This window comes from Streptomyces sp. NPDC056503 (assembly GCF_042794995.1).
Taxonomy (GTDB): domain Bacteria; phylum Actinomycetota; class Actinomycetes; order Streptomycetales; family Streptomycetaceae; genus Streptomyces.
In genome coordinates this window covers 35,320-48,518 of record NZ_JBHTST010000051.1, presented here as the reverse complement: position 1 = coordinate 48,518, position 13,199 = coordinate 35,320, and the positions used below count along the sequence as shown (strand labels likewise).

At 74.6% G+C, this 13,199-nt stretch carries 12 protein-coding genes; 3 read left to right on the top strand and 9 right to left on the bottom strand.

What is annotated here, in order from left to right:
* Positions 1–105 precede the first annotated feature (105 nt).
* Entirely contained in the window at positions 106–936 is an 831-nt protein-coding gene (locus ACFQ8C_RS17680; RefSeq protein WP_383458033.1) for a hypothetical protein, read from the bottom strand.
* Positions 929–1,411 carry a sigma-70 family RNA polymerase sigma factor gene (locus ACFQ8C_RS17675; RefSeq protein WP_383458044.1) on the bottom strand — a complete coding sequence of 161 codons (483 nt, stop codon included), beginning with the start codon at positions 1,409–1,411 and terminating at the stop codon, positions 929–931. The genes ACFQ8C_RS17680 and ACFQ8C_RS17675 overlap by 8 nt, the downstream gene beginning before the upstream one ends.
* A gap of 173 nt (positions 1,412–1,584) precedes the next feature.
* Here ACFQ8C_RS17675 and ACFQ8C_RS17670 point away from each other — a divergent pair, with 173 nt between their 5' ends.
* Positions 1,585–2,601, top strand: coding sequence for an aspartate-semialdehyde dehydrogenase (locus tag ACFQ8C_RS17670; RefSeq protein WP_383458030.1), 1,017 nt, complete (start codon positions 1,585–1,587; stop codon positions 2,599–2,601).
* 195 nt (positions 2,602–2,796) lie between these two features.
* The gene (pepN, locus tag ACFQ8C_RS17665; protein ID WP_383458027.1) at positions 2,797–5,376 is read left to right on the top strand and encodes an aminopeptidase N; all 2,580 of its coding nucleotides are present in this window, start codon (positions 2,797–2,799) and stop codon (positions 5,374–5,376) included.
* A gap of 73 nt (positions 5,377–5,449) precedes the next feature.
* Here the strand turns inward: pepN and alc are convergent, their stop codons facing one another.
* From alc to ACFQ8C_RS17645, 4 genes are all read right to left on the bottom strand, one after another.
* A complete protein-coding gene (alc, locus tag ACFQ8C_RS17660; protein ID WP_383458024.1) occupies positions 5,450–6,574 on the bottom strand; it encodes an allantoicase in 1,125 nt (374 codons plus the stop codon).
* Between the two features lie 58 nt (positions 6,575–6,632).
* Positions 6,633–7,559, bottom strand: coding sequence for a LysR family transcriptional regulator (locus ACFQ8C_RS17655; protein ID WP_383458021.1), 927 nt, complete (start codon positions 7,557–7,559; stop codon positions 6,633–6,635).
* A gap of 9 nt (positions 7,560–7,568) precedes the next feature.
* Positions 7,569–8,453 (bottom strand): DMT family transporter, encoded by an 885-nt coding sequence (locus ACFQ8C_RS17650; protein WP_383458041.1) that lies wholly within the window; start codon positions 8,451–8,453, stop codon positions 7,569–7,571.
* 148 nt (positions 8,454–8,601) lie between these two features.
* Positions 8,602–9,546, bottom strand: coding sequence for an EamA family transporter (locus ACFQ8C_RS17645; protein WP_383458019.1), 945 nt, complete (start codon positions 9,544–9,546; stop codon positions 8,602–8,604).
* A gap of 138 nt (positions 9,547–9,684) precedes the next feature.
* Between ACFQ8C_RS17645 and ACFQ8C_RS17640 the strand changes: the two genes are divergently transcribed.
* Positions 9,685–10,191, top strand: coding sequence for a MarR family winged helix-turn-helix transcriptional regulator (locus ACFQ8C_RS17640; RefSeq protein ID WP_383458016.1), 507 nt, complete (start codon positions 9,685–9,687; stop codon positions 10,189–10,191).
* A gap of 175 nt (positions 10,192–10,366) precedes the next feature.
* Here the strand turns inward: ACFQ8C_RS17640 and ACFQ8C_RS17635 are convergent, their stop codons facing one another.
* From ACFQ8C_RS17635 to ACFQ8C_RS17625, 3 genes are read right to left on the bottom strand one after another with little or no spacing between them, the layout of a single operon-like run.
* A complete protein-coding gene (locus ACFQ8C_RS17635; RefSeq protein WP_383458014.1) occupies positions 10,367–10,597 on the bottom strand; it encodes a hypothetical protein in 231 nt (76 codons plus the stop codon).
* Between the two features lie 20 nt (positions 10,598–10,617).
* Positions 10,618–12,726 carry a 4-alpha-glucanotransferase gene (gene malQ, locus ACFQ8C_RS17630; RefSeq protein WP_383458013.1) on the bottom strand — a complete coding sequence of 703 codons (2,109 nt, stop codon included), beginning with the start codon at positions 12,724–12,726 and terminating at the stop codon, positions 10,618–10,620.
* Position 12,727: 1 nt separating this feature from the next.
* Positions 12,728–12,952, bottom strand: coding sequence for a hypothetical protein (locus ACFQ8C_RS17625; protein WP_383458040.1), 225 nt, complete (start codon positions 12,950–12,952; stop codon positions 12,728–12,730).
* Positions 12,953–13,199: the final 247 nt, after the last annotated feature.

The following is a 13,199-nucleotide window of genomic DNA, read 5'->3' as shown; positions in this document are numbered from 1 at the left end:
CTGTTTGTAACACCCCCCCCCCCCGGGGTCCGGCGGGGGGGGGGCCCCCCCCCCGGCCCCCCCCCCCTTCCGCGTCCGGCCCCGGGGTCCCGCCCCTCCGCGCGGTCAGCCCCGGCCCGGGCAGGGGGCGCCCGCGGCGTCGGGCAGGGCCGCCTCGACCCACTTCCGCCCGTACTCCAGCTCGTCGCGGACGGGGCCGACGTCCTCGCCGAGCTCACCGGGCGGCTCCATGTCCTGCCGGAAGGTGAGCGCCCCCTCGTCCGGGAAGCGGGAGACCACGACGAGCATCCGGGTGCCGGCGCGGTAGAAGGAGCCCTCGGCCGCCCAGCCGGTGAAGGTCAGCTCGCCCCCGCCGCCGGCCGGCTTGTACGCGCGCTCCACCCGCAGCACCACCCGGAACTCCCCCTCCTCCGCCAGCGGCTCGGCGCGCACGACCGTGCCCTCGGCGACGTCCGTGGCACAGGCCACGATCCCGGCCGGGGTGAGCTTCGCGTCCCCGGCGCCGTCGACGGCGCCGTCGAGCCCTCCGGGACGGGCGGCCAGCCACGCCCCGCCGGTGCCGAGCGCGCCCAGTGCCACGCAGGCGGCGAGCGCCCAGGCCGCGATCCGGCCGCGCCGCCGGGGCCGTACGGCTCGCTCCGCCGGTCCCGGCTCCCGCTCCTGCTCCTGCTCCGGCTCCGGCGGTCCCGGCTCCGGTGCCACGGGCCCTGCCGACCCCGGCTCTGTCGACCCCGGCTCCGTCGGTACCGGCCCTGTCGACCCCGGCTCCGTCGGTACCGGCTCCGCGGTCAGCGCGGCCGCCAGGACGCCCAGCCGCTCGCGGATCAGGGCCACGTCCGCGAGGGCGCGGGCGACCTCGGGGTCGTCCCCGGCGTCCCGCGGCCCGTCCTCCGGGAACAGGGCCCGCGCCAGCGGGTCCCTCGTGTCCTCACTCACTCACACCGCCTCCGTCCGTGTGGAGCCGCTCCCGCATCGCGCGTACGGCGGCGTGCAGCCTGCTCTTGACCGTCCCCTCCGGGACCCCCAGCTCCTCGGCGATCCGGGCCACCGGCAGGTCCGCGTAGAACCGGAGCACCAGGACCTGGCGCTGGCGGGCCGGGAGCGCCTCCAGGCCGTCCGCCACGGCGAGCGCGAGGACACGGGCGTCCTCCCCGCCTCCGCCCGACGGCTCCGGCAGCGCCGTCAGCCGTTCGCCGAGCCGTTCCTCCCTGCGCCTCGCCCGGTGCCAGTCGGCGGCCACCCGGGTGGCGACCACCGCGCACCAGGCGGCCGGGGAGCGCGGCGGATCGCCCTTCGCCCGGGCCTCCAGGAGGCGGAGCCCCACCTGCTGCACCCCGTCCTGGAGCTCCGCGTACGGCACCCCGCCCAGCGCCAGGACCGCCCGCACCCGGTCCACCAGCGCCGCGTCCATCTGCTCCACCCCGCCCCCTCCCGTCCGTGTCGCCCCTTCGACGCACGGCCGCTCCGAAACGTTCACCGGGCGGACCGTGTCCCGGTCCTCGGACAATGGATTGGACAAGGAACGGCAGGCGGCACGCATCATGGGGGACGGCAGCACCTGCACACACGTACGGAGGAGTCCCCGTGAAGGTCGGAATCGTCGGAGCCACCGGTCAGGTCGGCACAGTCATGCGCAAGATCCTGGCCGAACGGAACTTCCCGGTGGACGAGCTGCGGCTCTTCGCCTCCGCCCGGTCCGCCGGCACGGTCGTGGACGGCGTGACGGTCGAGGACGCCTCGACCGCCGACTACACCGGCCTGGACATCGTGCTCTTCTCCGCCGGCGGCGCCACCTCCAAGGCCCTCGCCGAGAAGGTCGCCTCCCAGGGGGCCGTCGTGATCGACAACTCCTCCGCCTGGCGCCGCGACCCCGAGGTCCCCCTCGTCGTCTCCGAGGTCAACCCGCACGCGATCAAGGACCGCCCCAAGGGCATCATCGCCAACCCGAACTGCACCACGATGGCCGCCATGCCGGTCCTCAAGCCGCTCCACCAGGAGGCCGGCCTGACCGCGCTGATCGCCACCACCTACCAGGCCGTCTCCGGCTCGGGCGTGGCCGGTGTCGCCGAGCTGCGCGACCAGGCGTGCGCCGTGGCCGAGCGGGCCGACCAGCTGGCCTTCGACGGCGAGGCCGTCGAGTTCCCCGAGCCCGCCGTCTACAAGCGCCCGATCGCGTTCAACGTGCTGCCGTTCGCGGGCAACCTCGTCGACGACGGCTCCTTCGAGACCGACGAGGAGCAGAAGCTCCGCCACGAGTCCCGCAAGATCCTGGAGATCCCGGAGCTGAAGGTCTCCGGCACCTGCGTCCGCGTCCCGGTCTTCTCCGGCCACTCGCTCCAGGTGAACGTCCGCTTCGACCGCCCGATCAGCGTCGAGCGCGCCCACGAGCTGCTGCGGGACGCCGAGGGCGTCGAGCTGTCCGAGATCCCGACCCCGCTCCAGGCGGCCGGCAAGGACGTCTCGTACGTGGGCCGCATCCGTGCCGACGAGACCGTCGACAACGGCCTGGCGCTCTTCCTCTCCAACGACAACCTCCGCAAGGGCGCCGCGCTGAACGCGGTGCAGATCGCGGAGCTGGTGGCGGCCGAGCTCCAGGGCTGACCCCGCGCACGCGTACCCGTACGCGCCCCCGCGCGCCCCTGCGCTCCCGTTCGCGCACCCGTTCGCACGAAGAACGGCGGCCGTCCCCCCGGATGGCCGCCGTTCTTCGTGTTCGCCCTGGGAAATGCGCGATGCGTCTTCGCCGCACCCCGTGGAAGGATGGCCCAAACGTCACGAAACCGAGGAGTTGACCGGGTGCCTGGTACGAACCTGACCCGTGAAGAGGCCCAGCAGCGGGCGTCGCTGCTGACCGTGGACGCGTACGAGGTCGAACTGGACCTCACCGGTGCGCAGGAGGGCGGCACCTACCGGTCCGTCACCACCGTCCGCTTCGATTCCGCCGAGGAAGGCGCCGAGAGCTTCATCGACCTGGTCGCGCCCGCCGTGCACGAGGCCGTGCTCAACGGGCACTCCCTCGATGTCGCCGCCGTCTTCCGCGACTCGCGGATCGCGCTGCCGCGGCTGAAGCAGGGCCGCAACGAGCTGCGGGTCGTCGCGGACTGCGCGTACACCAACACCGGTGAAGGCCTGCACCGCTTCGTCGACCCGGTCGACGGCCAGGCGTACCTCTACACCCAGTTCGAGGTCCCGGACTCGCGCCGGGTCTTCGCCTCCTTCGAGCAGCCCGACCTGAAGGCCACCTTCCGGTTCACCGTGAAGGCGCCGGAGGGCTGGAGCGTCATCTCCAACTCGCCGAGCCCGGAGCCGAAGGACGGGGTGTGGGCCTTCGAGCCGACGCCGCGGATGTCCACCTACGTCACGGCCCTGATCGTCGGCCCGTACCACTCGGTGCACTCGACGTACGAGGGCCCGGACGGACAGGTCGTCCCGCTCGGCATCTACTGCCGTCCGTCGCTGGCCGAGTTCCTCGACGCGGACCACATCTTCGACGTGACCCGGCAGGGCTTCGACTGGTTCCAGGAGAAGTTCGCGTACGCCTACCCGTTCGCCAAGTACGACCAGCTGTTCGTGCCGGAGTTCAACGCGGGCGCGATGGAGAACGCGGGCGCGGTCACCATCCGCGACCAGTACGTCTTCCGCTCGAAGGTGACGGACGCGGCCTACGAGCGCCGCGCCGAGACCATCCTCCACGAGCTGGCCCACATGTGGTTCGGCGACCTCGTGACCATGGAGTGGTGGAACGACCTGTGGCTGAACGAGTCGTTCGCCACCTACACCTCGGTCGCCTGCCAGGCGTCCGTCACGGGCACCCGCTGGCCGAACGCCTGGACCACCTTCGCCAACGCGGAGAAGACCTGGGCCTACCGCCAGGACCAGCTGCCCTCGACGCACCCGATCATGGCCGAGATCAACGACCTGGAGGACGTGCTCGTCAACTTCGACGGCATCACGTACGCCAAGGGCGCCTCGGTCCTCAAGCAGCTCGTCGCCTACGTCGGCCAGGACGAGTTCTTCAAGGGCGTGCAGGCGTACTTCCAGCGCCACGCCTTCGGCAACACCCGCCTCAGCGACCTCCTCGGCGCCCTTGAGGAGACCTCGGGCCGCGACCTGAAGACCTGGTCGAAGGCGTGGCTGGAGACGGCCGGCATCAACATCCTGCGCCCCGAGATCGAGACCGACGAGAACGGCTCGATCACCGCCTTCGCGGTGAAGCAGGAGGCCCCGGCGCTGCCCGCCGGAGCCAAGGGCGAGGCCGTGCTCCGCCCGCACCGGATCGCGATCGGCTTCTACGACCTCGACGCGGCCGGCAAGCTGGTCCGCACCGAGCGCCTGGAGCTGGACATCGAGGCGGCCGAGCTCACCCGGGTGCCGGCGCTGATCGGCAAGTCCCGCCCGGCGGTCGTCCTGCTGAACGACGACGACCTGTCGTACGCCAAGGTCCGCCTCGACGAGGTGTCGCTGCAGAACGTCACCGCGCACCTCGGCGACTTCGCCGAGTCCCTGCCGCGCGCCCTGTGCTGGGCCTCGGCCTGGGACATGACCCGCGACGCCGAGCTGGCCACCCGCGACTACCTGGAGCTGGTGCTCTCGGGCATCGCGAAGGAGTCCGACATCGGCGTGGTGCAGTCGCTCCAGGGCCAGGTGAAGGCGGCGCTGGAGCTGTACGCGGCGCCGGAGTGGCGCGACGCGGGCCTGACCCGCTGGACCGAGGCGGCGCTGACCCACCTCAAGGCGGCCGAGCCGGCGAGCGACCACCAGCTGGCGTGGGCGCGGGCCTTCGCCACGACCGCCCGGACGCCGCAGCAGCTCGACCTGCTCGCCGCGCTCCTGGAGGGCCGCGAGACGATCGAGGGCCTCGCCGTCGACACCGAGCTGCGCTGGGCGTTCGTGCAGCGCCTCGCCGCGACCGGCGTCTTCGACGAGCCGGAGATCGCCGCCGAGCTGGAGCGCGACCGCACGGCCGCCGGTGAGCGGCACGCCGCCACGGCCCGCGCGGCCCGCCCGACCGAGGCCGCCAAGGCCGAGGCGTGGGCCGCGGTCGTCGAGGACGACAAGCTGGCCAACGCGGTGCAGGAGGCGGTGATCGGCGGCTTCGTCCAGGCCGACCAGCGCGAGCTGCTCGCCCCGTACACGGAGAAGTACTTCGCGTCGATCAAGGGCGTGGCGGAGACCCGCAGCCACGAGATGATCCAGCAGATCGTGGTCGGCCTCTACCCGACGCTCCAGGTCTCGCGCGAGACGCTGGACGCCACGGACGCCTGGATCGAGGCCAACGACCCGGTCCCGGCGCTGCGCCGCATGGTGACCGAGTCCCGCGCCGGCGTCGAGCGCGCCCTGAGGGCCCGCGCGGCCGACGCGGCGGCCGCCGAGTAGCCGTTCCCGTACGGAGAAGGGGCGCCCTCCCCCGCGGAGGCGCCCCTTCGCCGTGTCCTGGGACGGCTGACGGCTAGCGGCTCGCGCGGGCGAAGCGGGCGCGGAGTCCGGCCGTGCCCTCCTCGGTGAGGGAGCCGTGGAGGCGCATCCGGGCGACGCCGCCGTCGGGGAAGGCGTCGAGGCGGACGTGGGTGACGACCGCGTGGGCGGGGAGCCTGAAGCGGTGGAGGGTGTCGGGCTGGAGGCGGGTGCGGGGGATGATCTCGAACCACTCGCCGGACTCGCCGTTGCGGCCCTGGAGGGCGATCCAGCCGGCCGAGTTGCCCTTGAGGTAGGCGGTGTCGATCTCGACGGCGCGGACGGCGCCCTGGGCGGGCAGGCGGAAGCGGACCCAGTCGTTGGTGCCGCGGACGCGGCGGCGGCGGTTCTCCCAGCCGTCGTCCATCTTGCGGGAGGTGCCGGGCAGGATGATCTGGGTCGGCGAGGAGTAGAACTTGTCGGAGGCGTCCTCGTACGACCCGCCGTTGAGGACGGAGAGCAGGTCGAAGGTGCCGAGGAGGTCGAGCCACTCGGGGTCGGGCAGCACCTCGCCGTGGACGCGGAGGCGGGCGACGCCGCCGTCCGGGTGCTGGCAGAGGCGGACGTGGGTCCAGCGGCGGTCGCTGTCGACGGCGAAGCCGTTGGCGGCGTGGCCGCGGACGGGGGTGGGCGGGACCAGCTCCTCCCACTTCGCGTCGAGCAGCTCCTCGGGGCCGGGGCTGCCCTCGACGGCGGTGGCCTGGACGCTGACCTTCTGCGGGTAGTTGCCGCGGAAGTGGGCGGTGTCGACGACCAGGCCCCGGATGACGCCGGGGGCGCCGAGGCGGACGATCGCCCAGTCGTGGTCCTCGGGGGCGGGGAAGACGTTCCCGGCGTCGGCGCCGCGACGGCGGCGGGTCTCCCAGCCGTCCATGATCTTGCCCTTGTGGCCGAAGCGCTCCGGGTCGAAGACGGCCCGCTCGCGGACGAGGAGGTTCTCCCGCTCGGCGAAGAACTCGTCGTTGGCGGCGACGACGCCGGCGCCGAGGCGGCGGTCGGCGAGGTCGACCAGTTCGGTGAAGGGGAAGTCGCCGGTGCGGTAGTCGGCGTACGGGTCGCCTCCGGCGTAGGGGGCGGCGTCGTTGGCGTGCGGGTCCTGGGTGTCCTCGGTTCCGGTCATACGTCGACTCTCGCGCGCCGGAAGCCCGCGGTCCATCGAATGTTTTCGATGGTGTCGTTCAGTTCCGCTGAACGGTTTCGCGGGCTGCGGCCTCCTGGCGGAGGGCGGCGAGCACCCGGGCCACCGCGGGGCCGTCCTCGGCCCCGCGCCGGACGGCGGCGACGACGTGGCGGCGCGGCTGGTCGGCGGAGAGCACCCGCATGACGACCCCGCCGCCGCTCCGGCGGTCGGCGGAGGCCATCCGGGGCACCAGGGCGACGCCCAGCCCGGCCTCGACCATGGCGAGGATCGCGGTCCAGCCCGAGGCGCTGTGGGCCTGCTCGGGCACGAAGCCGGCGGCCTCGCAGGCGGCGGTGGTGATCTCGGACCAGGGGCCCGAGCCGCCGAAGATCCAGGGTTCGGCGGCGAGGTCGGCGAGCCGGAGACCGGGGGCGTCGGCGAGCGGATGGCCGGCCGGCAGGGCGACGTCGAGGGGGTCGGCGAGCAGCGGCATCCGGCTGAACTTGGGGTCGCGGGCGGTGGGGGCGTGGGCGGCGAGCGAGAGGGCGAGGTCGACCTCGCCGGCGGTGAGCAGTTCGTACGCCTCCGCCGCCTCGGCCTCCCGGATGCGGACGCCGAGTCCGGGGTGTGCGGCGCGGAGCCGGCGTACGGCGGGGACGAGGAGCGCGGGCACGGAGGTGGAGAAGGCCGCGACCCGGACCTGGCCGGCCTCGCCCCGCAGGTAGCCGTCGAGTTCGGCGTCGGCGCGCTCCAGCTGGGCGAAGACCGCCTCGGCGTGGCGCAGGACGAGGTGGGCGGCGTCGGTGAGCCGGACGCGCCGCCCGTGGGCCTCCAGGAGTGGCACGCCGAGCTGCCGGGCGAGGTTGGTGAGTTGCTGGGAGACGGCCGAGGGGGTCATGAGCAGGGTCTCCGCGGTGGCGGTGACGGTGCCCCGGTCGCGCAGGGTGCGCAGGATGTGCAGCTTCTTGATGTCCCACTCGGTCATGGGCGCAACCTACCTGGGGGCCCGGCCCCGTCCGGGCGGGGCCGGGGGCCTCGGGGAGGAGCCCAGCGCCACTCCGCCGAGGATGAGGGCCATGCAGGCGCCGCCGACCGCCCCCGGCTCCTCGCCGAGGAGGGCGTACGAGAGGAGGGCGACGCAGACGGGCTGGAGGTAGTAGACGACCCCGGCGCGGGCCGCGCCGATCAGGGAGATCGCCTTGTTCCAGGAGAAGAAGGCGACGGCGGAGGAGAACACCCCGAGGTAGAGCAGGGGGCCGACGGTGGCGGGGGTGGCGGGGAAGCCGCCCTGGACGGCGAGGGAGACGGCGTAGGCGGGGGCGAGCATCAGCGCGCCGAGCACGAAGGTCGTGAAGAGGAAGGCGAGCCCGTCGATCTCCTGGGGCCTGCGCCTGAGGAGGGCGCTGTACGAGGCGAAGGAGAGGGCCGCCGCGAACATCCAGAGGTCGCCGGCGGCGAGGTCGATCGCGAGGGAGCCCTCGCCGACCAGCAGCAGCACGCCGAGGACCGCGACGGCCAGGCCCAGGAGGCGGCGGGCGCCGAGCCGTTCGCCGCCGAGCCGGGCGTAGCCCGCCATGATCACCGGGGAGGCGGCCATGATCATGCCCATGTTGGTGGCGGAGGTGGTCAGGCCGGCCTGGTGGACGAGGGTGTTGTAGAGGGCGACGCCGAAGAGCGAGGCGAGGGCGGTGAAGCCGAGGTGGCGGCGGATGAGCGCGCGCTGCCGCCAGAACGGGCGGACCGCCAGGGGGGCGACGGCGAGGAGGGCGACGACCCAGCGCCAGAAGACCGCCTGGACGGGCGGGACGGAGTCGGCCATGCCGCGGGTGGCGACGAAGCTGCCGGACCAGACGACGGTGGCCAGGAGGGCGAGGAACAGGCCGGGACCGGCGCCCGTGGCGGGCGGCGGGCCCTCCGGCGGGGGGCCTGGGGGGCGGGCACCGGGCGGGCCCGGGCGCCTTGGGGGGGCCCGGGCCCGGGGGTGGTGGGGGTGGCGGGTCGGCGGGGGGCGAGGAGGCTCATGCCGCCTACCGTCGCACCGCCGAAACCTCCAGGTCCATCGAATGTTCCTGACCGTTCTTTTCAGCAGAAGTGAACGATACGGGGGCGGGCCGGGCCTTCGCGGGGGCCAGCTGGCCCACCAGGGTGGCGCCGAAGGCGATCACCATGCCGAGCACCTGCACGGGGCCGAGGGCCTGGCCGAGGGCGGCCCAGCCGATGACGGCGGCGGTGATCGGGGAGAGCGGGCCGAGCAGGGTGACCGAGGAGGCGCTCAGCCGCTCGATGCCGCGGAACCAGAGGAAGTAGGAGATCGCGGTGTTGCCGAGGGCGAGGTAGGCGTAGCCGGCGAGGTGGGTGCCGGTGAGGGCGGGCGGGGCGCCTTCGACCAGGAGGGCGACGGGGAGGATGACCAGGCCGCCGGCGGTGAGCTGCCAGCCGGTGAGGGCGAGGGCGCCGACGCCCTCGGGGCGGCCCCAGCGCTTGGTGAGGACGACGCCGGCGGACATGGAGAGGGCCGAGAGCAGTCCGGCGACCACTCCGACGAGGTCGAGCGCGGCTCCGGCCTTGAGGACGACGAGGCTGACGCCGAAGGCGGCGGCGACGGCGGTGGTCAGGGTCCGGACGGTGGGGCGGTCGCCCAGGAGGAGGGCGGCGAGGCCGACGACGAAGAGCGGGCCGACCGAGCCGACGACGGCGGCGACGCCGCCGGGCAGCCGGTAGGCGGCGAGGAAGAGGAGCGGGAAGAAGGCTCCGATGTTGAGGGCGCCGAGGACCGCCGACTTCCACCACCAGGCGCCGCTCGGGAGCTTGCGGGTCAGCGCGAGGAGCAGGAGTCCGGCCGGCAGGGCCCGCATGAGGCCGGTGAAGAGCGGCCGGTCGGGCGGCAGGAACTCGGTGGTCACGAAGTAGGTCGAGCCCCAGGAGATCGGGGCGAGGGCGGTGAGCGCGACGACTGCGGCCTTGCGGGACATGGCAGGACTCCCCCTGGAGCGGCGCGGCCCCGGCGGTCCGGAGCACGACTGGCTTGGCGGTAATTAACTTAGCACTAAGCTACTTACTTGCAAGTGTCTTTCTTGCCATCGACCGGGAGAGGACGGAACACTGGACTCATGAACACGCAGCCCCCCGCGCACGACCCCGTCGACGCCATCGCCGACCAGTGGGCGGTGGTCCGCCCCGACCTGGACACGCTCCCCATGGCGGTCTTCGGGCGGATCTACCGGCTGGCCGCCGCCATGCGCGGCAAGGTGGACAAGGCGTACGCGCCCTACGGCATGGCGCTCGGGGAGTTCGACGTGCTGGCGACCCTGCGCCGGTCAGGGGAGCCGTACACGCTCTCGCCGCGCGAGCTGACCGCCACCCTGATGATCACCACGGGCGGGATGACCGGCCGGCTGGACAAGCTGGAGAAGGCCGGGCTGCTCACCCGCAGCCCCGACCCGAACGACCGGCGCGGACTGCGCGTCACGCTCACCGAGCGCGGCCGGGAGCTGGTGGACCAGGCGGTCGGCGCGGGCCTGGCGCGGCAGCGGGAGGCCCTGGAGTCGGCGCTGACCGAGGAGGAGGCGCGGCAGCTCGCCGGGCTGCTGCGGAAGCTGCTCGCGACGACCGCGTGAGCCGCGCGGTCGCCGGGTGGTCGCGGCGGTCGCCGGGTGGTCGCGGTCGTCGCGGTCGTCGCGGTCGCCGGGCGGTCGCCCTCGGAGGGAACGCGAGGGCGCCGCGGGGAAACGCGAGGGCGCCGCGCGGCCGGTGCGGCCGTGCGGCGCCCTCGGGAACGGGCGGAGGAGGCGGTTACGCCTTCTTGTGGGACTTGTCGAGGACCATCACCAGGCCGGCGATGACCAGGAACAGCACCAACGGGGCCACAACGAACAGGCCGAGGGTCTCGATGACCTCCAGCTTGGGGGCCGGGTCGTCACCGTCGTCGCGGGTCAGCGCGAGCGCGGGGGACGACATGAGCAGCATCATCAGCGTCGTACCGGCCGCGACGGCGCCGGCGCGCAGGGCGTTCTTCTTGTCCACGGTGCAAAAGTAGCGAACACCTAAACGGCCCGCGCGCCCGGGGGTGCCGTACGGGCTCCGACCCCCTCGGCGGCGGTCCGCAGCAGCGCGTGCGCGCGCGGCGAGGCGGCGATCCGCTCCAGGGTGAGCGGCTGCCCGTCGGGGCCCGCGACCGGCAGCCGCCAGTTGGGGTACTCGTCCCAGGTGCCCGGCAGGTTCTGGGGCCTGCGGTCCCCCACCAGGTCCGGCAGCCACACCCCCACCATCCGGGCCGGGGTGCGCGCCAGGAAGCGGTGGACGGCCCGGATCTCGGCCTCCTCGCCGCCCGGGCCCTCCGGGAGCAGCCCGAGCCGCTGGAGGACCCCGCGCCACTCGGCGCTCTCCGCCGCGTCCACCGCGCGCTCGCGGGCCAGGTCGCCGGAGAGCAGCCCGAGCCGGTGGCGCAGCAGCACGTGGTCGCCGGAGAGGCGGGCGGCGGTGGAGGGCAGGTCGTGGGTGGTGGCGGTGGCCACGCAGTCGGCCCGCCACGCCTCCGGCGGCAGCGGGGCGCCGCCGCCGGCCCAGTCCCGCTCGAACCAGAGCACGGAGGTGCCGAACACCCCGCGCGCGGCGAGGGCTTCGCGGACGCCCGGCTCGACGGTGCCCAGGTCCTCGCCGACGACCAGGGCGCCGGCCCGGTGCGCCTCCAGGACCAGGACGGCGAGCATCGCCTCGGCGTCGTACCGGACGTAGGTGCCCTCGGTGGGCTCCCGGTCCTCCGGCACCCACCAGAGCCGGAAGAGGCCCATCACGTGGTCGATGCGGAGCGCGCCCGCGTGCCGCAGGAGTTCGCGCAGCAGGCCGCGGTACGGGGCGTACCCGGCGGCGGCGAGGGCGTCGGGGCGCCACGGCGGCAGGCCCCAGTCCTGCCCCCGGGAGTTGAAGGCGTCGGGCGGGGCGCCGACCGACATCCCGGCGGCGAAGTCGCCCTGCCGGGCCCAGACGTCGGAGCCCTCCGGGTGGACGCCGACGGCCAGGTCGTGCACGATCCCGACCGCCATCCCGGCCTCCCGGGCCGCGTCGGCGGCCTCGCCGAGCTGCCGGTCCGTCAGCCAGGCCAGCCGGCAGTGGAAGTCGACCCGCGCGGCCAGCACCGCGTCGGCGCGGACCGCCGCCGCCGCTCCCTCGGGGGTGCGCAGCGGCTCGGGCCAGGAGCGCCAGCGGGGGCCGTGCAGTTCGGCGAGGGCCTGGTAGGTGGCGTGGTCCTCCAGGGCACGGCCGCGCTCGGCGAGGAAGTCGTGGAAGTCGGCGCGCCGGCCGGGGCCGGACTCGACGGTGGCGAGGAGCTCCAGGGCGCGGAGCTTGAGCGCCCAGACGGCGTCCCGGTCGATGGTGGTGCCCTTGCCGAGCACGCTCTCGCGGAGTTCGGCGGCGGCGGCGAGGATCCGGTCCAGCTCCTCGCGGTGGCCGGGCCCCAGGTGGGCGTACTCGGGGATCCGCTCGATCCGCAGGTGGACGGGGTCGGGGAAGCGGCGCGAGGAGGGACGGTACGGCGAGGGGTCGGAGGGCGCCCCGGGCACGCCCGCGTGCAGCGGGTTGACCTGGACGAAGCCGGCGCCGTGCGCGCGGCCCGCCCAGGAGACGAGTTCGCGCAGGTCGCCGAGGTCTCCCATGCCCCAGGAGTGCTCGGAGAGCAGCGAGTAGAGCTGGACGAGCAGGCCGTACGCGCGCGTGGCGGGGGCCGGCACGCGCGCGGGGGCGACGATCAGGGTGGCGCGGGCGGTGCGCCCGTCGGGCGCCTCGGCGTCCACGGTGTGCACGCCGAGCGGCAGCCGCTCCCAGTCGCCGCCGTCCTCGCCGCCGTCCTCGCCGCCGTGGACGGCGCCGGTCTCGGTGGTGACGCGGAGCCGGGTGCCGTCGGGCAGTCCGGCCGGCGGGCGCACCGGCCCGTCGCCGGTGTGCCGGACGAGGGTGGGCGGGAGCAGGCGCTCCCGGTCGGCCCGCTCCGCCGCGCCGAGGGAGGCGGCGACCGCCTCCGGGGTGGTCGCGTCGACCCCGAGGGCGCCGAGCACCGCGACCACGGTGGCCTCGGGCACGGGCACGGTGACGCCCTCGGAGGGGCTGAACGCGGTGGCGACGCCGTGACGTGCGGCGAGGCGGGCCAGGGTCACTTCACACTCCGGGGGACTCCGTGCCGCACCGGCTCGCGGGGGCGGTGGGCTCGCTGGTGAGGGGTGCCGCGCCGGTGAGGGGCGGCTCGCTGGTGAGGGGCGCGGCGCAGGCGAGCGGGGGCTCGCTGGTGAGCGGCGCGAGGTCGGCGCACGGGGGCTCGCTGGTCAGCGGCGCGGCGGCGGCCGGGGCGGGTCCGCCGGAGGCGGCCTGGCGTGGAACGCGTATCCGCTCGGAAAGGTGGCGGGCGGTCGTGGTCACGGGGGTCTCCCGGGTCTCGTGTCGACGTGGTGGCCGGTCGCGCGGCTGGTGGCCGGCGTCCGCGGGGTGGGACGAGTGAGCCCTACCCACCGCACCTCCCTTTGCCCCTTTTACCGGGGAGACGTGGCGAAAGGGCGACAGCTCGCCGGTGGTTCGCCGGGCAAAGCCGACACTTCGCCCTGTCGCATTGACACCTCAGTGCGACGGGTGGTGG